Annotated in this window: 24 protein-coding genes and 1 riboswitch; of the genes, 9 read left to right on the plus strand and 15 right to left on the minus strand. The window is 68.4% G+C overall.

Annotation, left to right across the window (positions count from 1 at the left end; translation table 11 throughout):
- Position 1: 1 nt before the first annotated feature.
- Positions 2 to 391 carry a hypothetical protein gene (locus M2163_RS34130; protein WP_280895867.1) on the minus strand — a complete coding sequence of 130 codons (390 nt, stop codon included), beginning with the start codon at positions 389 to 391 and terminating at the stop codon, positions 2 to 4.
- A 653-nt stretch (positions 392 to 1044) separates the two neighbouring features.
- On the opposite strand from M2163_RS34130, the gene M2163_RS34135 reads away from it, so the two are divergent.
- On the plus strand, positions 1045 to 1365 hold the full coding sequence (locus M2163_RS34135) for a hypothetical protein (RefSeq protein ID WP_280895868.1): 321 nt from the start codon (positions 1045 to 1047) through the stop codon (positions 1363 to 1365).
- Positions 1366 to 1618: 253 nt separating this feature from the next.
- Here M2163_RS34135 and M2163_RS34140 read toward each other — a convergent pair whose 3' ends face one another.
- The 11 genes from M2163_RS34140 to M2163_RS34190 form a co-directional block, all read right to left on the minus strand.
- Entirely contained in the window at positions 1619 to 2848 is a 1230-nt protein-coding gene (locus M2163_RS34140) for a site-specific integrase (protein WP_280895869.1), read from the minus strand.
- Positions 2848 to 2994 carry a helix-turn-helix domain-containing protein gene (locus M2163_RS34145; protein WP_280897358.1) on the minus strand — a complete coding sequence of 49 codons (147 nt, stop codon included), beginning with the start codon at positions 2992 to 2994 and terminating at the stop codon, positions 2848 to 2850. The genes M2163_RS34140 and M2163_RS34145 overlap by 1 nt, the downstream gene beginning before the upstream one ends.
- A 52-nt stretch (positions 2995 to 3046) precedes the next feature.
- Positions 3047 to 4423, minus strand: coding sequence for a replication initiator protein RepSA (repSA, locus tag M2163_RS34150; RefSeq protein ID WP_280895870.1), 1377 nt, complete (start codon positions 4421 to 4423; stop codon positions 3047 to 3049).
- Entirely contained in the window at positions 4416 to 4607 is a 192-nt protein-coding gene (locus tag M2163_RS34155) for a hypothetical protein (RefSeq protein WP_280895871.1), read from the minus strand. Before M2163_RS34155 ends, repSA begins: the two co-directional genes overlap by 8 nt.
- 89 nt (positions 4608 to 4696) lie before the next feature.
- The gene (locus tag M2163_RS34160) at positions 4697 to 5014 is read right to left on the minus strand and encodes a SpdD-like protein (protein ID WP_280895872.1); all 318 of its coding nucleotides are present in this window, start codon (positions 5012 to 5014) and stop codon (positions 4697 to 4699) included.
- A 23-nt stretch (positions 5015 to 5037) separates the two neighbouring features.
- On the minus strand, positions 5038 to 5193 hold the full coding sequence (locus tag M2163_RS34165; RefSeq protein WP_280895873.1) for a hypothetical protein: 156 nt from the start codon (positions 5191 to 5193) through the stop codon (positions 5038 to 5040).
- 12 nt (positions 5194 to 5205) lie between these two features.
- Positions 5206 to 5397 (minus strand): mobile element transfer protein, encoded by a 192-nt coding sequence (locus tag M2163_RS34170; RefSeq protein ID WP_280895874.1) that lies wholly within the window; start codon positions 5395 to 5397, stop codon positions 5206 to 5208.
- Positions 5398 to 5417: 20 nt separating this feature from the next.
- Complete coding sequence (locus M2163_RS34175; RefSeq protein ID WP_280895875.1) at positions 5418 to 6101, minus strand: DUF2637 domain-containing protein; 684 nt, start codon at positions 6099 to 6101, stop codon at positions 5418 to 5420.
- Positions 6101 to 6304: a hypothetical protein gene (locus M2163_RS34180; RefSeq protein ID WP_280895876.1), complete on the minus strand. Its 204-nt coding sequence runs from the start codon at positions 6302 to 6304 to the stop codon at positions 6101 to 6103. The genes M2163_RS34175 and M2163_RS34180 overlap by 1 nt, the downstream gene beginning before the upstream one ends.
- A gap of 82 nt (positions 6305 to 6386) precedes the next feature.
- Entirely contained in the window at positions 6387 to 7742 is a 1356-nt protein-coding gene (locus M2163_RS34185; RefSeq protein ID WP_280895877.1) for an FtsK/SpoIIIE domain-containing protein, read from the minus strand.
- Positions 7743 to 7744: 2 nt separating this feature from the next.
- On the minus strand, positions 7745 to 8098 hold the full coding sequence (locus M2163_RS34190; protein ID WP_280895878.1) for a hypothetical protein: 354 nt from the start codon (positions 8096 to 8098) through the stop codon (positions 7745 to 7747).
- Between the two features lie 150 nt (positions 8099 to 8248).
- Between M2163_RS34190 and M2163_RS34195 the strand changes: the two genes are divergently transcribed.
- The 3 genes from M2163_RS34195 (at position 8249) to M2163_RS34205 (ending at position 10593) form a co-directional block, all read left to right on the plus strand.
- Positions 8249 to 8620, plus strand: coding sequence for a winged helix-turn-helix domain-containing protein (locus tag M2163_RS34195; RefSeq protein WP_062043675.1), 372 nt, complete (start codon positions 8249 to 8251; stop codon positions 8618 to 8620).
- A gap of 251 nt (positions 8621 to 8871) precedes the next feature.
- Positions 8872 to 10089, plus strand: coding sequence for a helix-turn-helix transcriptional regulator (locus M2163_RS34200; RefSeq protein ID WP_280895879.1), 1218 nt, complete (start codon positions 8872 to 8874; stop codon positions 10087 to 10089).
- A gap of 18 nt (positions 10090 to 10107) precedes the next feature.
- Positions 10108 to 10593, plus strand: coding sequence for an NUDIX hydrolase (locus tag M2163_RS34205; RefSeq protein WP_280895880.1), 486 nt, complete (start codon positions 10108 to 10110; stop codon positions 10591 to 10593).
- Positions 10594 to 10989: 396 nt separating this feature from the next.
- Here M2163_RS34205 and M2163_RS34210 read toward each other — a convergent pair whose 3' ends face one another.
- A complete protein-coding gene (locus tag M2163_RS34210; protein ID WP_280895881.1) occupies positions 10990 to 12243 on the minus strand; it encodes a RelA/SpoT domain-containing protein in 1254 nt (417 codons plus the stop codon).
- 333 nt (positions 12244 to 12576) lie between these two features.
- Between M2163_RS34210 and rlmN the strand changes: the two genes are divergently transcribed.
- The 5 genes from rlmN to M2163_RS34235 all read left to right on the plus strand — a co-directional run bounded on the left by rlmN (position 12577) and on the right by M2163_RS34235 (position 18365).
- On the plus strand, positions 12577 to 13683 hold the full coding sequence (gene rlmN / locus M2163_RS34215; protein WP_125193662.1) for a 23S rRNA (adenine(2503)-C(2))-methyltransferase RlmN: 1107 nt from the start codon (positions 12577 to 12579) through the stop codon (positions 13681 to 13683).
- Positions 13684 to 13706: 23 nt separating this feature from the next.
- A riboswitch (TPP riboswitch) is annotated at positions 13707 to 13814 on the plus strand.
- A complete protein-coding gene (locus M2163_RS34220; RefSeq protein ID WP_280895882.1) occupies positions 13811 to 14893 on the plus strand; it encodes a thiamine ABC transporter substrate-binding protein in 1083 nt (360 codons plus the stop codon). (Overlaps the previous riboswitch by 4 nt.)
- Before the next feature lie 44 nt (positions 14894 to 14937).
- Positions 14938 to 16539, plus strand: a complete 1602-nt coding sequence (locus M2163_RS34225; protein WP_280854078.1) for an iron ABC transporter permease — start codon at positions 14938 to 14940, stop codon at positions 16537 to 16539.
- Positions 16539 to 17564 (plus strand): ABC transporter ATP-binding protein, encoded by a 1026-nt coding sequence (locus M2163_RS34230; RefSeq protein ID WP_280895883.1) that lies wholly within the window; start codon positions 16539 to 16541, stop codon positions 17562 to 17564. Before M2163_RS34225 ends, M2163_RS34230 begins: the two co-directional genes overlap by 1 nt.
- A 24-nt stretch (positions 17565 to 17588) precedes the next feature.
- Positions 17589 to 18365, plus strand: a complete 777-nt coding sequence (locus tag M2163_RS34235; RefSeq protein ID WP_280895884.1) for a maleylpyruvate isomerase family mycothiol-dependent enzyme — start codon at positions 17589 to 17591, stop codon at positions 18363 to 18365.
- A 62-nt stretch (positions 18366 to 18427) separates the two neighbouring features.
- Here the strand turns inward: M2163_RS34235 and M2163_RS34240 are convergent, their stop codons facing one another.
- Together M2163_RS34240 and M2163_RS34245 are read right to left on the minus strand one after the other, a co-directional pair.
- Positions 18428 to 19120, minus strand: coding sequence for an LAETG motif-containing sortase-dependent surface protein (locus tag M2163_RS34240; protein WP_280895885.1), 693 nt, complete (start codon positions 19118 to 19120; stop codon positions 18428 to 18430).
- Positions 19121 to 19267: 147 nt separating this feature from the next.
- Entirely contained in the window at positions 19268 to 20389 is a 1122-nt protein-coding gene (locus M2163_RS34245; protein WP_280895886.1) for an LOG family protein, read from the minus strand.
- Positions 20390 to 20411 lie beyond the last annotated feature (22 nt).

Here is a 20411-nt window from a genome sequence, read left to right on the forward strand (position 1 = left end):
TTCAGGGGAGGGCGCTTGTGGGGTGGCGGCGGATTCCAGTCGCGCAGCTGGTGCGAAACGCTACTCTGCGAGTGCGGGTCGGAGTTAACTCCCGGCCGTCATCGGTGGCATCGAGCGCTGCTGCGCGCTGTTTCTCCATTTCAATGCCGCGGCGCACCCCGCTTTGGTATGCCGCGCGCAGGTGCAGGCGCCCTTTACTGCGGAAGGGGTAGAGGATGATCAAGCAAATTACTACGGCGATTCCGGCCCCGATCAGGCGTACGTCTTTGGGCACCATCGAGAGCGCTTCGTGTGCAAGCGCAAGAGTGGCGAGTACCAGGACGCCCCAGCTGACGAGCCACAACGGCTTGTACTTGTCGTGTAGCTCATCGGGAGAAAATTCCTGCGACATGCACGTTCCGATCTGTTCTTCAGGAAGGTGTCGAGTTGTGGCTGCTGCTGGTCAATGATTCTCACATGGGTGACTCTTCATTCAAAACGAAAACATATTGTCGAAATCTGTCCCGCAATTTCTTCCAGTGATCCGGATCGAGTTGGATCGCGTCATTTTCAGACTCGCGGAGCGGCAGCGCTGTGCGGTGTCCATCGCCTGTCGAGTAGTGGTGCGAGGGGTGGCGACCTGACTGCACGCGCCCAACGGCCGGCGAGGCCGGGCTGTCCGCGGGTCGTCCGAGGGAGTCCCGTCTCGACGGCAGCAGGTCACACCATTTGATCTGCGACACTGGTACAGCCATGCCTAAGCCCGGAGAACTGATGCAGTCTGTGACCATCAGTGCCGTGACCAGGGCTTTTCTTCCATTGTCTCGCATCCACGGAGCGCAGGGCCGCCTCTGGGCCGTGGTACATCGCTAACGTGGCTGTGTCCCTAGCTCAGTCAACTGGCGACGGCCTTCCCGTCCTGTGCCTCACACGTCTCTGGAAGCGTTGGCCCTGCGCCAGCTGCGTCAAAGTCCCGAGCGCGATTGCAGTACGAAATGCCGTAGTTGTCGGCCTGATCCTGTCCTAATAGCCTCCGAAGCAGTCATCCGAAAGCTAGGGGGGCAAATGCAGATCGAGTCGAAGCTGACCCTCGTTGAGCGTAGGCCGCGAGGCAATCTAGCCGAGAAGCTCTCGCGGATCTCGAAAGAGGATGGTGAGCATGTCGTCTTCGAGGACGACGGCCGGAAGCTCGTCGTGGAGGTCGTTCAAGGGCGTGCAGTTGACTGGAAGGCTTATGACGTCGATGGAAGCGAAGTAGCGACTGTGGTTGTCCGACAGCCCTCCGGCGGTCCGCCTGGCGTCGTTGCGGCGATGCCAGGAGCCAGGTGGGCCATTGTGTGTGCCTGCTTCGCCTCGGGAGATTTCTGCTGGTGGCAGCCCTACTGAGCAAGAAGTGCTAGCTCGCCTAGGCTGATCCGATAGTACAGGGATGGGTGGTCATGGAACCCTCGCCGATGACTACCCGCTTCGTTCTCTCGTCTTTCGAGGGCTACGTGTCGGGGACGGTCTAGAGGCAGTGCCGAAGTGCAGAGAAGTGTGTGATCCGAGAACAAGGCAGCCCCCTACCAGCGATTCCGTCGCCAGTAGGGGGCCGTCTTACGCCCGTTTGGTCAGCTATAGCTATAGGCGGTTAGGGCTCCTAGGGTGAATCGAAGACGTCATCCAGGGCTCGGCGGGCGCGCTCGCCGCTGCTCGGCATCAGGTGGGCGTACACCCGCAACGTCATCGCTGGGTCGGAGTGCCCGAGGTACTCGCTCACGGCCTTGATGCTCTCGCCCGCGTCCAGGAGGACCGAGGCGTAGAAGTGGCGAAGGGCGTGCATTCCGTGCTGCCGGGCGGAGGCGTGCGGCTTGCCGGATTCCGGCGTCGGGATGAGACCGGCCGCGGCGAGGGCGCGCTTCCACTCGTGGAAGTTGAAGTTGCTCCGCCAGACGATCCCGCCGACCGTGTTGGTGAAGATCAGACGCCGCTCGGTGAGCGGGCCGTCCGGGCGGCTCCATGGCAGCTTGATGCCCACGGCCGGGTGACGCTCCATGTGTCGGCGCAGGACGGAAGCCACCGAGGAGGGCAGCGGCACGTCCCGCTCCTTGGTGCCCTTGGGCGGAGCGAAGACGGCTGTGCCCCGGATCAGCTTGACCTGAGTGGTGACCCGCAGTGTGTCGTCGTCGAACCGCAAGGCGTCCTCCGCCAGGCCGATGATCTCGCCCTGGCGGAGACCGCAACCGCTCCCCACGTCAACCATGGCCCGGTAGCGCTCGGGCAGCGCGTCGCGGACTGCCCGCACCTGGGACGGGAGCCAGGGCACGACCCGGGCGGCCGAGACGGACGGCGGGCGGACCGATGCTGCCGAGCATGGATTCCGGGCCAGGTGGCCGTCATCCACGGCGGCCGACAGCACCGCGCGGACGTTGGCGTAGATGTTGCGGGCGTAGCTGTCGCCTATCGTCGAGTCGGTCTCCAGGTCACGCACGAACTCGCGGATGTGGACCGGCCGGAAGGACCCGAGCGGACGCGCCCCGACGCGGGGGAAGGCGTGCCGCCGGAGCCGCGTCTCCACTCCGATACGGGTGTTCAGATCAGTCGTCTGCCCGGTGATCCAGCGCTCCGCGTACTGCTGGAAGGTCATCCGGGCAGCCTTGGGATCGACGTACTGACCACGGGACATGTCGGCCGCCGTCTCGGACAGCCACTCTTCCGCCCGGCGCTTCTGACGGTCGGGGAACGACTTGCTCTTCTCGGTGCCGTCTGGCCCGACGTACCGGGCCCGGTAGCGGAGACCGCTGCCGTAGCGCTCGGTCTTCACCTTCACCGGCTTGCCGTCCGGCCCCTGTTCGGTCTTGTACCAACGGTCTTGGATGTGCCCGGCCATCAGGCAGCCTCCCCGATCTGGGAGTCGACCCAGGCCCGTACGTCGCTCGGGTCGAAGCGCAGGTGCCGGCCGACGCGGAAGCCGCGGGGGCCAGTGCGCTTGCGGCGCCACTGGTAGACCGTCTCGACACTGGGCAGCTCGAACATGTCGACCAGGTCGTCGGGGGTCAGGAAGCGGCTCGGCAGCTCGGAGGTCACGTCACCACTCCCTTTCGTCGGCGGATTGGTCGCGTAGGGCTCCACGGGCGGTCTCGCGGTTGTGCTGGAGGTCGCGGGCGATGGTGGCGGCGAGGACGGATTCGCCGGGGGAGTGGCCGTGTCCGGCGTACTGCCAGTCGGCGAGGACGAGGACGGTGTCCGGCTCGCGGTCGTCCAGGCCGAGGGCTTCGCGTTCCTGGGCGGCGCGGAAGTCTGCGCGGGCCTGGCGGAGTTCGCCGAGGGTGGTCGAGTAGCGGCGCGACTTGGAGCTGAAGTGGCCCCGGAAGCCGAGCATGTGGGCCCAGGCCCAGATACGGCGGTCGGGGTACAGGGGGTCGAGCAGCTTGCAGGCTTCGATCAGGCGGCGGGTGTGGTCGGGGACCTGGTGGCGGTCGAGCTCGGACAGTTCGCCGATGCGGCGGTCGAGGGTGCCGGTGTTCTCGGCGGCTTTGGTGGCGTACTTGGCGACGTAGGAGGCGACGGCCTGTTCGGTGATGTCGGAGCCGTCGCCGAAGGCCTTGATCGGGCGTACGTCGAGTTGGGTGCCCCAGCGGAAGGTGCGGGCGGGTTGGTCGTCGGCGGCCGGCACCGAGACCGAGGTGTACGAGTGCGTGGCGGCCGCGCGTATCGCGTCGTCGAGCAGCTGCACGGTGGCCCAGGCCGGGGGAGGGGTGTCTGGTCCCTCGGGGCCGTCGATCCGGATCACGGCGTGAAAGTGGAGGGCGCCGCGCTTCTGGAACTCGGCGACCTTGCCGTACGAGACGCGTGCGTGGTCGGCCAGTTCGCGACGGGTGATGCCGACGCGGGCGGCGATCTCGCGGCGAAGGCGGGTGGTGAAGCGCTGCCACAGATTGCCCGCGTGGTTGTTGAAGAGAACGGCGCCCGCGTAGTCGTAGGTGGTCGAGTTCAGGGCGGTACCGAGGGCGGGGTCGTCGGCAGGGTGACGGGTGCCGCAGCGGCAGATGCCATGGTCGGGCCGGTTGTGGACCGGGCCGAAGGAGGGGGCGGTGAGGGTGGCGAAGACGCGGGGGTGGTCGCGGACGGTGGACGGGATGTCGCGGCGGTCGTCTCCGGCCAGGCCCGTGCGGATGAGGTGGTAGGTGTCTCCGGCGTACGTCCAGGCGCAGGAGGGGCAGCGGGAGGCGCGGCGGTTGCCGCAGGCGACCCTGAGGCGTCCGCCGGGTTCGTTCTCCGTGGAGTAGTGGTGCAGGGTCTCGCCGGTCGTCTTGTCCTTGGCGATCGTCCAGCCGGTCAGGTGGATCGGGTCGGCGCAACCTCCGGTGCGGCGGATCTGCTCGTTCCAGCGGTCGTAGTCATCGGCCGAGGCCACCCTCAGCAGGTCGCCGAGGGTGGCCGGGTCGAGGAGCAGGTCAGGCACGGGCGCCCTCCCGCGTGCGGTGGGTGCGGCGGTGACTGGTGCCGGTGCCCTGGCAGGCCGGGCAGTGAGCCGTGATGGTGCGCAGGCGACCGTGCGGGTCGCGGCCGCCGAGGGTGATGGCGGCGGAGGCGAAGCCGTCGCAGTTGGGGCAGATGCGGGGCGGCGGTGTGGCGCGGTGCGTCATGCTGGAGGTTCCTTCCGGATCTTCGGGTTCGGAGTGGGCACGGCTCCCGGACGGCGGAGGCTTGGCGGTTGAGGCCGTCCGGGGGCCGGTCAGCGTCGTTTGGCCTCGGTGTTGATGAGCGAGCGGATGACCAGGGCGCAGAGGGCTACCGAGGCGCCGGTGATGGCGACCGCGAGGAGCATCGAGACCAGGACCGCGCCGACGACCAGGACGACGGCCGTCCCGCCACCTAGCAGGGCGACGACAGCCCCGGGGGTGAGCTGGACGGTGGGCCGGGCGGACGCCGTGACCGGGGCGACCGGAGCGGGCGCGGAGGTCGGCTGCTGGATGACGGTGGTCGGCTCGACGGCGGACGGCGTAACGAGGCCGGTCGGCTGGGGCATGGCGGGGATCTTGGGACGGATCATGGCGGATCTCCTTTCGCGGGTGGTTACTTGACGGCGGTGTCGATGACCGGGGCGAGGAAGCTCTCGGCGATGAGGTAGCCACCCAGGAGCAGCACCAGGACCAGCCAGAGCGGCGGGCGGATGAGCTTGCAGCCGAGGTAGCCGACGACGGCGAGGGCGAACCAGAGAGGAACGTCCATGAGTGGTGCCTCCTAGCGGACGCGGCAGCGGTGGGTGCGGGCGGCGAGCTGGGCGGCCGACTGGCTGGAGTAGTCGGAGGACCAGCCGCAGCGATCGTTGGTGCACACGGCGGCGTGCTTGGTCTGGCCGTGGCGGTCGCGGTGGGTGCCGATCTGCACGGGGCCGATCCGCATGACGGAGTGGAAGTGGTCGCGGGCAGGCATCGAGGTCGTGTCCTTTCGGCTCAGGCGAGTTGGGCGGCGATGGCGTGGGCGAGCTGGGGCGGGACGCCGAGACGGGCACGCAGGGTGTCGGCGTCGATCGGTGTTCCGGTGCGGGTCCGGTAGTCGTCGGCGACCTTGCGGGCGTGGTCAACCAGAGCGACCGGAACAGCGGGCGCAGCCGGGGCAGCAGGCGCGGCGGGCTCGGGTGCCGGTGGTTCGGCGGCCGGGAGCGCAGGGGCTTCTTCGGGCTCGGTGACTGCGGCGGGGAGGGTCTCGGCACCGGGAGAAGCGACCGGTTCGGGCTCGGGCGCGGTGGCCGGCACTTCGGGTACCGGGCGGTCGGTGGCGGAGTGGGCGAGGAGCGTGCCGCCCATGAAGGCCAGCGCGGGCCAGGCGGCGACGAGGATGCGCAGCCAGGCCGGGACCTGTTGGAGGTCGAGGAGTCCGGCCGTCGCGACGTTGGCGCCGAGCGAGGCCACTAGGGCGATCAGGAACCAGGACCAGGCCAGCCGGGACGGTCCCTCACTGCGCAGGCGCCGCCAAGAGGCGACCAGGAGCAGGTCCACCGAGATCGGGTAGGCCCAGGCTTTCCAGCCGTCCTGTTCGGCAGCGGCGGCGAGGTCGTGAAGGTGGGCGAAGGACAGCGCTCCGGCGATGACGGCCTGGACGAGGACGGCGTCCACGCGGAATGCGGGGCGGGCCATCACGAGCCGCCGGGGTAGTCGGGGCCGTCGGTGGGGTCGTAGCCGGGCGGGAACGTACCGAGCGGCGGCTCGGGCAGGGACGCGGCGAGGGACGGGCCCACCGCCTCGATGAAGCCGGGGTCAGCGTCGAGTACGTCGGCGTAGAGGGCGAGTTGACCCAGCAGGAGCACGGTGCGGGCGAAGTCCTCGCAGTTGGGGCACATGACGTGCTCTCCCTTCAGCAGGCATGGGGCGGGTAGGGACCCGGCGCGAAGGCGGTCGCGCCGACCGGTGGAGCAGGGAGGCTCAGGCGGTGGCGGGGGCTGTCTTGGACAGCGGCACACGGGCCGAGGGCAGCGGGGCAACCGCGGGGCGGAAGGCCGCCAGGGCGGGCAGGTCCGGGGTGCGTTCGGCGTGCTTGTTGCAGATGTTGACGGCCTCGCGCAGCGAGGTGTGCGGGGCGCGGATGCGGGCCCAGCCGCCGGAGGCGTCACCCGTGACGGCGATGCCGGGGGTGTCCGTGGGGATCTGGATGGCGGCGAGGACGGCGTCCGGGGAGATGTCGCCGAAGGCCATGTTGGCGGAGGATTCGTCGTTGACGCGGTGGGCGGTGCGGCCGGTGAGCTGGGCGCGGAGCATGGTGATGCCCTTGCCGAGTTCGGAGCCGAAGCGCTGGCCGCAGATTTCCAGGTAGATGCCGGCGGCGCGGCCGAGCTGGGCGAGGCGGACCAGGGCGGTGATGATGCGGTCGCGGCGCTTTTCGTCGTCCTTGGTGGCGAACAGAGCGAGTTCGGCCACCTCGTCGACCAGGACCACGACCGGGATAGGACGTATGTCGGCGGGCAGGTCCCAGATGTCGGCAGCGATCTCGGAATCCGGCACGTCGACCGTGATCCGCTGGTTGGCCCGGATCAGCTGATAGACGCCTTCCATGTGAGTGACGAGCGCTTCGAGGAGGTCGAGGGCGGTGTCAGGGTTGTCGGCGAGGGCCGAGAAGCGGCGGGCCAGCGGGAAGAGTTCGACGCCCTGCTTGCAGTCGATACCGACCAGGGCGACATCCAGCGCGGCTAGCCCGGCAACCAGGTTGCGCTGGTAGACGGACTTCCCGGATTCGGTGGCGCCGAGCGTGAGGCCGTGCGGGACAGCGCGGTAGTCGCGGTAGTGGACCGCGCCGTCCTCGCGCAGGGCGACCGGAACCCGCATGGGCTGGGTCTCGGTCTTGGCAGGCATCTGAACCCGCTTGAGCACGTCGTAGCCGGTCATCCGCAACTCGACGACGCCGGAGCGAAGTTCACGGGAGGTGACGCCGTACAGGCCGAAGGAGTGACGCAGCCGATCTGTTGCGGCGGAGACGTCGAAGGCGTCCTGTCCGGGGCGGAGCTTGAGCCGGAGCACCAGACCGGTACGGGTCGGCCGCAGTCGCAGGATGCGCGGGGCACGGGACTCGGGGGCCGGACGGTTGGTCATCCGGGCGAGAGCAAGGCGCCAGCGCGAGGGCGGGACGGTCAGGCCACAGGCGTCCATGACGGAGGCATAGCGGACCAGGACCCGCAGGGCGGCGAGGGTGACCCCGAAGGTCATCCAGTACCAGGCGGGGCGCCGCCACCGCAGGAGACCCGCAGTGGCGACGACCAGCACCAGCGCAACCATGAACCAGGTCATGGTCAGGCCGCCTTGGGCTTCGAGGCAGCCTCGGCGAGCGAGGTCACGGCGACCGCGCGGAAGGCGATGCCGTGGCGCTTCTGCCCGTTGAACTCGTTCTCCCATGCCGAGGCGACCAGGCCGGTCAGCGCGACCGGGGTGCCCATGGCCAGGTCCTCGGAGACTCCGGGCTGCGGGACGGTGAGCTTGAGGATCTCCACCTCGTCCGGCGTGGAGAACATGACCTCCACGGTCATCAGCGTGACGCCGTCCTTGTCGAGGGCGATCTCACCGGTACGGCGGTCCTTGACCTTCGGCTGCGGAGCCTTGGCGACCATCACGGTCGCGTTGGAGGTGTCGACGGGAATCTGACGCATGACGCGCTCCTGGGATCGATGAACCTAACGTACTTAGTACGTTATCTTGAGTTAGAGCATGAACCTGTACTACTTGGTGTGTCAAGTGGATGTCTCGACGCCTGTCAGCGGGATGTGCTGCACTAGGTACGACAACCACTGAGAGGGGCTATGGCCGACTTCACCGCCGGACGTGCCGCGTACTTGCAGATCGCGGACGACTTCAAGCGCCGGATCCGCGACGGAGAGCTCACCCCGGGGGACAAGCTCCCTTCAGAGTCGGACCTGATGGCGCAGCACTCCGTCTCTCGCACAGTCGCCCGGCAGGCGATCTCCCGTCTCCGCGAGGACGGCTACGCCATCTCTCATCAGGGCAAGGGCAGTTTCGCTGCGTTGCCGGGCGAAGGCGGTTCCGCCAAGCGCAGCCCCGAGTTCGAGCAGATCACGGAGTACCTGTCCGAGGTCCGTCGGGATGTGCGCCGCCTGGCTGAGCGGATGGACCAGCTGGAGGACCTGGTTCGACAGCAGGCCCAAGGGCGATGACCAAGGCGTCGGCTCGACGCGCTACCTCTGCCAGCTCTTCCCCAAGTCCCCTTACCTGGTTGATCAGTTCTCGCTTCTCTCCCGGGCTCAGCACGGTCACAGCCCCTTCGTCGCCCTTCCGATCTGACAGCCCCTCGGCCTGTGAGCAACGGTAGGGCCGAAAGAACTCACCGACCCGGAAGGATTTTCCCCCCAGAAAATTTTTCCGGGTCCGCAGAGACAGACGGGTGGACGCTCTTCCCATGCGAGGAATGACGACGAACCTGACGATCGGTGAGCGAGTCGCTTGGTACCGCCGTAGGCGCGGCATGTCCCAAGAGGTGTTGGCCGGATTCGTCGGCCGCACGGTCGACTGGCTGAGCAGGGCCGAGAACAACCGCATGGAGCTTGACCGGCTCTCGGTCATCAAGACCCTGGCCGATGCCCTGGACGTGTCCCTCGGCGACCTGCTCGCCGAACCCACGCTCATGGAGTGGACCGCCGACAGCGGCAACCGCACGGTGCCGGCACTTCGGTCGGCGCTGATGAACTACCGCCAGCTGACCCCGCTGTTGGGGGTGCCGACCGAGGGTGACCCCACGCCCCTGGACGAGCTTCGCACCAGCGTCGTAGAGATCATGGACGCCTACCAGGCTTCCCGCTACGGCTTCGCGACCCGGCGCCTGCCCCTGGTGCTGGCAGACGCTCTCATCGCAGCGCAGTCCTACGACGGCCGTGAGCGTGAGGAGGCGAACGAGCTGCTCGCGCTGACGTATCAGAGCGCGGCCATGGTCCTCGGGAAGGTGGGCGAGGTGGACCTCGCCTGGATCGCCGCCGATCGCGGATTGGGCGCGGCGCAGCAGTCCGGCAACCCGGCGGTCATCGGCTCGCTCTTCCGGTCCGTGGGGCACTGCCTTCTGTCGACTGGCCGCTTCGACGCCGCCGTACAGCTCATCGGCGATGCGTCCGACTACCTACGCCCGGGTCTCTCTGGGACCGCCAGCCCGGAGTTCCTGTCGATCTACGGGTCGCTCTTCCTCGCTGGCTCGATTGCGGCCGCCCGCGCCGAGGAGCGCTCGACCGTGCGCGAGTTCCTTGCCGAGGCCGACCAGGCAGCCAGCCAACTCGGACAGGACGCGAACCACATGTGGACCGCCTTCGGACCGACCAACGTCGACATCCACCGCGTGGCGACCGCGGGGGAGCTGGGCGACATGCAGGTAGCCGTCGATCTCGGTCCGCGTATCGACACCAGCAGCCTGCCGACGGAGCGCCGGACGCGGCACAACATCGAGGTGGCCCGTGCCCTCAGCGCACACAACCGTGTCGACGACGCCTTGGCGATGATCCTCGAAGCCGAGTCCTGGGCACCCGAGCAGGTGCGGAGCCACTACATGGCCCGCGAACTCGTACTCACGTGGGTGCGCAACCAGCGCAGCCGACCGAGCCGGGCCATGGCGGATCTCGCCGAACGGCTGCATGTGGTCTAGGTGGGTACGCTCGGCTGCATGGCAGCGAACGAGCATGAAGCGAAGATGGCGCATCCGCGTATGGCAGCGGGTGCGCTTTTCTTTGATGCCGGCGGGCGCGTCCTCATGGTGGTGCCCACGTACAAGGACTACTGGGACATCCCCGGGGGCTACGTCGAGACCGGTGAGTCTCCGCTTCAGGCTGCCAGCCGCGAGGTACGGGAAGAACTCGACATCACACCGACGCTCGGCCGCCTACTGGCCGTCGACTGGGCGCCCAGCGCTACCGAGGGCGACAAGGTGCTGTACCTGTTCGACGGCGGCGAGCTTGCACCGGAGACCGTGGAGGAGATCCGCCTCCAGGCCGAGGAGCTGAAGAGCGTCATGTTCGTCGCCCCGAGCGAGATCGCGGACCGTACGATCCCACGCCTGGCCCGACGCATCCTTGCGGCGATCGATGCCCGAGCGGCGAGCGCCCCGGTGTACCTCGAGCATGGCCAGGCGCCGAGCGATGTAGCGGCGTAGCCGAGACCGAAGGCCCTCATCCCAGCGGGATAAGACTTTCCCTACTTCATCAAGGCCCGCGCACGGCGCGGGCGCGCGCCGCCTCTGCGGCGCGGCCTGCCTCCTGTCTGCGCCCCGGCTGGCCGCGCCCGGCGGCGCGCTCGACGGCTGCGGGCATGAAGCGGGGGAGACACCCTCTGTGGCTGGGGCGGTCGGCTCCACGGCTTTAGGCAGCCACTTTGGGGCGAGCCTCTAAGATCATGGCCCCAACGTCGTGCTTTAACGGGCAGGTCCACAGACTGCCCGACTCGCCGGAAGCTTACGGGGCCATGATCACTCGCCCCAAAGCAGCTCCAGCCCAAAGCCGCTCCACCGACCTAATTTTCCAGCGATGGCCGTAGAGCTGCAATTTCCATCTCATCGAGAGGAGAGCAAGTGGCGCACTCTTTTCGTGATTTCTTGGATTCGCTCAGTAGCTTCGGCTAGGTAGCTGGAGGCTGGCACATCCCTCCCGTGAACCACATTGTTACGCACCCTGCGCAACAAATCGATTTCGTGGCGAGTCTCCGTGTCCAGCATCGGTAGACGGTCGAGGATTCTGAAGATCGGTGGCGCGATCCGCTCGCCATCTTCCTGCGGTGCCAGGTTGCGCAAAGACTCTTCTAGCTCTACCCAACTTGTAAGGAAATGGCCGATCTGTTGATGCATTCGTGCGCTCGGAGAAAGGGGATCAAGTGAAGCGGTATCTGCGTCAACTTGAACCATGTTGAAATGCTCGTATCGCGAAGGGTCTTCGGCGAGAAGAGCATCGATGACTTGCTCTGCGAGAGGACGCATCTCGACGTTGTCGTGCAGTGATGCTAGATACGGAGCCAGATCGGCAGGTGACTCTTTTTCCAGTTTCCTCAAGAAATTGAATAGGAGGTCAACTCGCCCCAAGCCCGAGTCTCCAACCGGCTCGTTCAGAATCTTCCCCGCCTGGCTCAGCAGATATGCGGCCAATTCGTAGTGGTTGAGGAATCGTCCACTTCTGGCGACTCGATTCTTACTCGCTTCTTGCAGCATTTTGAGCGACATCTCGCCAGCGATCACCAGACCATTGAGTTGGTCTAGGATCGCCTTTTCTGCGTCGGACAATTCGCCCGACAGTGGCTTATAGTCGAGATCATGCTCAACCTCTGACCATGCGTGCATAAGTACTGAAGCGACCTGCACTTCGACACGCGCCTTCGCGTATCGCTTATCCAAATCGACTAGCTCGCGTTCCTTGAGCCTAACTCGATAGTGGGTTGCCGAATATCCGGAGAACTCTTTTCCGGGTGGCCTCTCGTTCGATTCAGGAAAATCCTTCTTCTCCGTCACGTCGAGCAGGCGATTGACGGCTTTTTCTACCTGGTCTTGTTCACCTGGGAAATAGAGCGCGATGCGGACGCCCGCCAGATCGACGATATCGTCGTAGACGTCTTCTACATTCGTGTACTTCTTTTTAGGTGCTCGTTGGCGGCACTTTTCTTCTAGGCGCTTGATGTCCTTCGCGCGGTGAGTGACGATACAGCGGACACCTGACTCCTTGAGGTCTCTTTCCAGGGCTTGAGCAACTAGTTCTGCTGCCCGGTTGTAGAAGTCGTACTCCTTTGCATAGCGTGCAAGGAAGTGATCAACGATTTCCATGGCTCCCCCACAGGCACAGCTTCAGCTTTTCGGTTCTGCTCCTACGCGTACACGTAGGATGCCGTAAGGAGGGGCTGGCGCGGAGGGTGAACGCCCTACAAGGTGCCCTTGTACGGCTGACCTACGCCAGCTCGAAGCGGAGGTCACGGTCAAGTTCCCTCTGAGCGGAGAGTCGCGTGCCGCAGATTGTGCCCGCGACCGCTGAGCCAGCCCCCTGGGCCGTCCCTGGGCCGTCCGAAGCCAGCCAACGCCGACAGACGGTACCCACGGGTGACCACCCCCACCCCGCTCCGGCCTGGGCCCCCGCCGTTGATCTGCCACACTGGAAGGGTTATGCCTGCACCCGGAGAACTCACTTTCGTCGCCCCCCGCGGAGCCAAGAAGCCGCCGCGGCATCTCGCTGATCTCACTCCTGCCGAGCGCAAGGAGGTCGTGGCCGGGATCGGGGAGAAGCCGTTTCGTGCCAAGCAGCTCTCGCAGCACTACTTCGCGCGGTACGCGCACGACCCGGCGGAGTGGACGGACATCCCGGCCGGCTCGCGCGGCAAGCTGCAGGAGGCGTTGCTTCCCGAGCTCATGACCGTCGTACGGCATCTGTCGACCGACCAGGGGACCACGCGCAAGACGCTGTGGCGGCTGTTCGACGGGACGCTCGTGGAGTCGGTGCTGATGCGGTACCCGGACCGGGTGACCATGTGCATCAGTTCGCAGGCCGGCTGCGGGATGAACTGTCCCTTCTGCGCCACCGGGCAGGCGGGGCTGGACCGGAATCTGTCCACCGCCGAGATCGTCCACCAGATCGTCGACGGGATGCGGGCGCTGCGGGACGGGGAGGTTCCGGGGGGACCGGCGCGGCTCTCCAACATCGTCTTCATGGGGATGGGCGAGCCGCTCGCCAACTACAAGCGGGTGACGCAGTCCATCCGCGCGCTCACCGATCCCGCCCCCGACGGGCTCGGGCTGTCGCAGCGCGGCATCACTGTGTCGACCGTCGGGCTCGTGCCGGCCATTCACCGGTTCGCCGACGAAGGGTTCAAGTGCCGGCTCGCGATCTCCCTGCACGCCCCCGACGACGAGCTGCGCGACACCCTCGTCCCCGTGAACACACGGTGGAAGGTGCGCGAGGTCCTCGACGCCGGGTTCGAGTACGTCGAGAAGTCCGGGCGGCGGCTCAGCATCGAGTACGCGCTCATCCGGGACATCAATGACCAGGCGTGGCGCGGGGACCGGCTCGGGCGGCTGCTCAAGGGCAAGCCCGTGCACGTCAATCTCATCCCCCTGAACCCCACCCCGGGGTCGAAGTGGACGGCCTCCCGGCCCGAGGACGAGAAGGCGTTCGTCGAGGCCATCGCCGCCCATGGCGTGCCGGTGACGATCCGGGACACCCGTGGTCAGGAGATCGACGGGGCCTGTGGTCAGCTCGCCGCCACCGAGCGGTAGTCTGACGTTCGTACGTACATCTGCATATCCGACAGGGGAGCGCGACAGCGCTGAGAGTGCGGCGATCGGGCCGCAGACCCTCTGAACCTCGCCCAGGTCATTCTGGGTAGGAAGTTCGGTCATCACCGTGAACAACAAGAAGTTCTTCGCTGCCGTCGTCGGCCTCGGCCTGGTCACGCTGTCCGCGTGCGGATCCTCGTCCGACGACAGCACCGGCTCCGGCTCCGGCTCCGGCTCCAAGACCGTCACCCTGGTCAGCCACGACTCCTGGGCGGTCTCCAAGAACGTCCTCGCCGACTTCGAGAAGAAGTCCGGCTACAAGGTCAAGGTCCTGGAGGACGGCGACGCCGGGCAGGCCGTCAACAAGGCCATCCTCACCAAGGACAACCCGCAGGGCGACGTCTTCTTCGGCGTCGACAACACCCTGCTCTCCCGCGCGCTCGACAACGGGCTCTTCCAGTCCTACGAGGCCAAGGGCGCCGACACGATCAAGGCGGGGTACCGCGTCGACGGCGACAAGGTCACCCCTGTCGACACCGGCGACATCTGCGTCAACTACGACAAGGCCTGGTTCACCGAGCACAAGCTCCAGCCGCCGACGTCGTACGACGATCTGATCAAGCCCGCCTACAAGAACCTCCTCGTCACCGAGAACGCCTCCACCTCTTCGCCGGGCCTCGGCTTCTTGCTCGGGACCGCCGCGAAGTACGGGGATGGAGGCTGGGAGGGCTACTGGGCGAAGCTCAAGGACAACGGCGTCAAGGTCGTCGACGGCTGGGAGCAGGCCTACAACGAGGAGTTCTCCGGGTCGGCCGGAGGCAAGAAGGCCAAGGCCGACCGGCCGCTCGTCGTCTCGTACGCCTCCTCGCCGCCCGCCGAGGTGATCTACGCCGACCCGAAGCCCACCACCGCGCCCACCGGGGTCGCGGACGGCACCTGCTTCCGGCAGACCGAGTACGCCGGGCTGCTCAGCAACGCCGAGAACAGCAAGGGCGGCAAGGCGCTCCTGGACTTCCTGCTCACCAAGGAGTTCCAGGAGGACATGCCGCTCAACATGTTCGTGTACCCGGTCGTCGAGGGCGCCCAGGTGCCCGCCGAGTTCACGAAGTACGGTCCGCAGGCCAAGGATCCCGAGACCATGGACCCGGCGAAGATCGCCGACCACCGTGACGACTGGGTCAAGTCGTGGACCTCGCTGGTTCTGAAGTAAGGCCCCGCAAGCCCCTCCACAACGCGGCGGCGCGGCTCGCACTCGTGGCCGTGCCCGTCGCGTTCTTCGCCGTCTTCTTCGCCTATCCCGTCGCCGCGATCGTCACGCGCGGGCTCAAGGCCGGCGGGACCTGGCAGTTCGGCCGGATCACCGAGGTCCTCGCCCAGCCGGACATCCGGCACGTGCTGTGGTTCACCACCTGGCAGGCGCTCGCCTCCACTGCGCTCACGCTCCTGATCGCGCTCCCCGGCGCGTACGTCTTCGCGCGCTTCGACTTCCCCGGCAAGCAGCTCCTGCGGGCCGTGGTCACCGTCCCCTTCGTGCTGCCGACGGTCGTCGTCGGCACGGCCTTCCTGGCGTTGGTCGGCCGCGGCGGGCTGCTGGACGAGTGGTGGGGCGTACGGCTGGACACCACCGTGTGGGCGATCCTGCTCGCGCACGTCTTCTTCAACTACGCGGTGGTCGTACGGACCGTCGGCGGATTGTGGGCCCAGCTGGACCCGCGCCAGGAGGAGGCCGCGCGCATGCTGGGCGCGTCCCGGCTCAGGGCCTGGCGGACGGTCACCCTGCCCGCCCTCGCGCCCGCCGTGGCCGCTGCCGCGCTGATGGTCTTCCTGTTCACGTTCACCTCCTTCGGAGTCGTGCAGATCCTCGGCGGGCCGACCTTCTCGACCCTGGAAGTGGAGATCTACCGGCAGACCTCCGAGATCTTCGACCTGTCCACGGCCGCCGTGCTGACGCTGATCCAGTTCGTCGCGGTGGGCGCGGTCCTCGCCGTGCACGCGTGGACCGTGCGGCGCCGGGAGACCGCGCTGCGGCTCGTGGACGCGTCCGTGACTGCCCGGCGGCCGCGCGGGGCGGGGGAGTGGGGGCTGCTGGCCGGGGTCGTCGCGATCATCGCCGTACTCCTTCTCCTGCCGCTCGCCGTCCTCGTCCAGCGGTCGCTCGGCGCCCCCGACTTCGGCTACTACCGGGCGCTGACCGGCGCCGACGGCGGGGTCTTCCTCGTCGCGCCGATCGAGGCGGTCGGGAACTCCCTGGAGTACGCCCTCGTCGCGACCGCCATCGCGGTGGCGGTCGGGGGGCTGGCCGCGGCCGCGCTGACACGGCGGGACGCGGGGCGCTTCGTGCGGGGCTTCGACGCGCTGCTGATGCTCCCGCTCGGGGTGTCCGCGGTGACCGTGGGCTTCGGGTTCCTGATCTCCCTCGACGAGCCGCCGCTGGACCTCAGGCAGTCCTGGATCCTGGTGCCGCTCGCGCAGGCGCTGGTCGGGGTGCCGTTCGTGGTGCGGACCATGCTGCCCGTGCTGCGGGCCGTGGACCACCGGCTGCGGGAGGCCGCCGCCGTGCTCGGGGCCTCGCCGTGGCGGGTGTGGCGGGAGGTCGATCTGCCCATGGTGCGGCGGGCGTTGCTGATCGCGGCGGGCTTCGCCTTCGCGGTGTCGCTGGGCGAGTTCGGGGCGACCGTGTTCATCGCGCGGCCCGACAACCCGACCCTGCCGGTCGCCGTGGCCCGGCTGCTCGGACGGGCCGGGGACCTCAACTACGGCCAGGCGATGGCCCTTTCGACGATCCTGATGGTGGTGTGCGCGGTGGCGCTGCTGGTCCTTGAACGGCTGCGGACCGACCGGACCGGGGAGTTCTGATGCTGCTGAGCCTTGCGGACGCGACGGTCCGCTTCGGCGGTCGGGCCGTCCTCGACGAGGTCGGTCTCGAGGTCGCCGAGCACGAGATCGTGTGTGTGCTCGGCCCCAGTGGGAGCGGGAAGTCGACCCTGCTGCGGGCGGTGGCCGGGCTCCAACCGCTGGACTCGGGGCGGGTGTTGCTCGACGGGCGCGACCAGGGCGGGGTGCCCGCGCACAGGCGCGGGGTCGGGCTGATGTTCCAGGACCATCAGCTGTTCCCGCAGCGGGACGTCGGCGCCAACGTGGCCTTCGGGCTCAGGATGCACGGAGTGTCCCGGGCGCAACAGGAGGAGCAGGTCGGGGAGTTGCTCGACCTCGTCGGCCTTCCTGGCGCCTCCCGGCGGGCCGTCGCCTCGCTCTCCGGTGGGGAGCAGCAGCGGGTCGCCCTGGCCCGGGCCCTCGCGCCCCGGCCCCGGCTGCTGATGCTCGACGAGCCGCTCGGACAGCTGGACCGGTCGCTGCGGGAGCGGCTCGTCGTCGAACTGCGGGAGCTGTTCGGGCGGTTGGGCACCACCGTGCTGGCGGTCACGCACGACCAGGGGGAGGCCTTCGCGCTCGCCGACCGGGTCGTGGTGATGCGGGACGGGCGGATCGCCCAGTCCGGTACGCCCCTGGAGGTGTGGCAGCGGCCGGCGGACGCCTTCGTGGCCCGCTTCCTCGGCTTCGAGAACGTCGTCGAGGGAACGGTGACGGGCGAGGCCGCGGACACCGTGTGGGGCAAGGTGCCGGTGCCCCCGGGAGCCGCCCAGGGGATGCGCAGCGTGCTGGTGCGGCCCGCGGGGGTGCGGCTGGTGGCGGCCGACGAGGGGCTGCGCTGCACGGTCGGCGCGCGCACCTTCAGGGGCACGCATGTCGCCGTCCATCTGCATCCCGCGCAAGGCGACGCACCGCGGCTGGAGGCCGCGTGTGCGCTCCGCGAGGCGCCGGAGGTCGGGGACACGGTCGGGGTGGAGTTCGACCCGGCCGAAATCGTGGTGCTGGACTGACAGGGGCGGGCCTAGGGTGCGGGCATGACGCCGCTCCCGCACGACCGCTATTGCGACGAGATCGCCCACCAGGTGGGTCTGCTGAGGGCCGTGGTGACCTCCGGGGCCGATCTGTCCGTGACCGTCCCGACCTGCCCGGCCTGGTCGCTGGAGCACCTGGTGCGGCACACCGGCGGCGCGCTGCGCTGGGTGGAGCTGATGGTGCGGACGCGGGCCCGGGCGGAAGTGCCCGAGGACCGGGTGCCCTTGGGGGAGGGGCCCGAGGACGTCGCCGATCTCGACGCGTGGCTCGCCGAAACGGGCGAGATGCTCGTCGCCGCGCTCCGTCAGGCCGGGCCGGACGCCCCCGTGTGGTCCTGGGCGGGCCTTCCCACGTCGGGCTTCTGGGCCCGACGGATGGCCCACGAGCTGACCGTTCACCGCGCCGACGCCGCACTCGCCGTCGGGCAGTCCTTCGAGGTCGCTGCGGACATCGCCGCCGACGCCATCGACGAGTGGCTCCAGATCGTGGAGTTCGCCCAGCGGAGCATGCCGGACGACGCGGCGAGGGAACTGCGCGGCCCCGGGCGCAGTATCCATCTGCACGCCACCGACGGACCGTGGGGAACGGTGGTCGAGCTCACCGAGGACGTCATTGTCCGGCGGCGCGGGCACGGGGAGGCGACCGTCACCCTGCGCGGGCCGCTGACCGCCGTCCTGCTCGCTTTCTACCGTCGACTGCCGTTGGACAGCCCGGAGTTGGAGGTGATCGGGGAGCGGGAGCTGCTGGAGTTCTGGCTGGAGCGGGCCACGTTCGGGTGAGAGCGCGGCTGTGGCCCGCCCCCGGACCGGGGACGGGCCACAGCTGTCGTTCAGGTGCGGCGTCAGCGGCTGCCGGCGCCACGGCGGCGCAGGCCGAAGAACACCGCGCCGCCACCGAGGGCGACCAGGGCGATGGCGATGCCCGCGATCAGGCCGGTGTTGGAGTTCGCACCGGTCTCGGCGAGGTTGGAGTCACCGGCCGCGGGCGACGGGGCGTTGCTCTCGGCGGGCGCCGGGGCGGTGGTGCCCTCGGAGGCCGACGGGGTCGGGGTCGGGGACTCCTCGGCCGGGGTGCTGGCGGAGTCCGACGGGGTGGGCGTGGGCGTCGGGGTCGGCGTGTCCTCGGTCTTGCAGGCGGTCGCCGGGGTGGTCAGGTTGGGCTTGATGTCCTCGCCCTTGATGTAGGGCAGGGCCTCGACGTGGACGCGGTACTCGGCGTTGGGCGCCCAGTCCTCCTCGAAGGTGATGGTGGTGCCCTCCTTAGAGCCCTTCACCTTCTGCTCGCCGACCTTCTTGGCGTCGGCACCGTTGTTCTGCAGGTACACGGAGACGGTGGCCTCGACGCCGGCCTTGTCCACGTCGGTGACGGTGATGATGCCCTTCTCGCCGTCACACTTGGCCTCGGCGGAGAACTCCTTGATGTTGCAGGCAAGGGCGTTGCTGGAGGCGCTGAGCACGATCGCGGTCGACGCGGCGGCGACGCCGAGGAAGCGCGCGGCGCGGGAGGTGCGGCGGGATATGGGCGTGAATGCCACGTTCATCCTTCACGGGGTGCGCAGATGCGGGGGGTTGACGGGGTGGTGATGTGACATCACCATCCCCAGGAGTCTCACAGGTCTATAAGCGCTGCATAAGAAGTGTCAACGTGTAGGCGCCTTACAACCGTTGGCTTTACTGTCTTATTACCCGGCGAGACGTTTCAGCGCCGCCGGAGCGTCCTCGATCCGGTCAACCAGGGCGATTCGGGACTCCATTGACCGCTCCCGGGCCAGCGCCTGGAGCAGCGGCCAGGTGGGCAGCTTCTCCGTCCAGTGCGCGCGGTTCACCAGCACCATCGGAGTCGGTTCGCCGCGCGACTCGTAGTAGTTGGGCGTCGCGTTGTCGAAGATCTCCTGCACGGTGCCGGCGGCGCCCGGCAGGAACACCACCCCCGCGTCGGAGCGGGCGAGCAGGCCGTCCTCGCGGGTGGCGTTGGCGAAGTACTTGGCGATGTGCGACGCGAACGCGTTCGGCGGCTCGTGGCCGTAGAACCAGGTCGGGATGCCGACGGAACGGCCGCCCCGGGGCCAGCGGGCGCGGACCTCGAAGGCGGCCCGCGCCCAGTCGGTGATCGAGGGGGTGAACGACGGTGCCGCGGCCAGGAGTCGGCACGCCTCGTCGAGCACGGCGTCCTCGAAGGGGGCCGCGTAGGCGCCCAGGTTGGCCGCCTCCATCGCGCCCGGGCCGCCGCCGGTGGCCACGGTGAGCCCGGCGCGGGTCAGTGCGCGGCCCAGGCGCGCGGCGCCGGCGTACTCCTCCGTGCCGCGGGCCATCTTGTGGCCGCCCATGACCCCCACGACCCGTGCGCCGCGCAGGAGTTCGTCGAGGGCGTCGGAGACGGCGTCGTCATGGATGGCGCGGAGCATCGACGCGTATATGTCGCCGTCGGCCCTGGTCCGCTGGAACCAGGCGTAGGCGAGGGCGTCGGGAGTCTGCTCGTAGCCCTTCTCCAGTCCGTCGAACAACTCGTCCGGGGAGTAGAGCAGTCCGCGGTACGGGTCGAAGGGCAGGTGCGGGACGGGCGGGAAGACCAGCGCGCCGTCCGCGCGGAGCTTCCGCGCGGCGCTCTCCCGCATCGGGCAGCCGAGGAACACGGCGCCCGAGGTGTCGGTGGCGAGCAACTCCCTTGTCCGGTCCGTCAGATCGACGGACTGGACGCGGAATCCGGTGAGGGTGCCGCGGGCCGAGACGACCGCGTCGAACTCCTCGACCGTCTCGATCTCACGGTCGTCGTGGTGTGCCGCGTGGGCGGGGCTCGTCTGCACCCGCCCATGCTCGCACGCCGGA

The organism is Streptomyces sp. SAI-135, from assembly GCF_029893805.1.
Classification (GTDB): domain Bacteria; phylum Actinomycetota; class Actinomycetes; order Streptomycetales; family Streptomycetaceae; genus Streptomyces.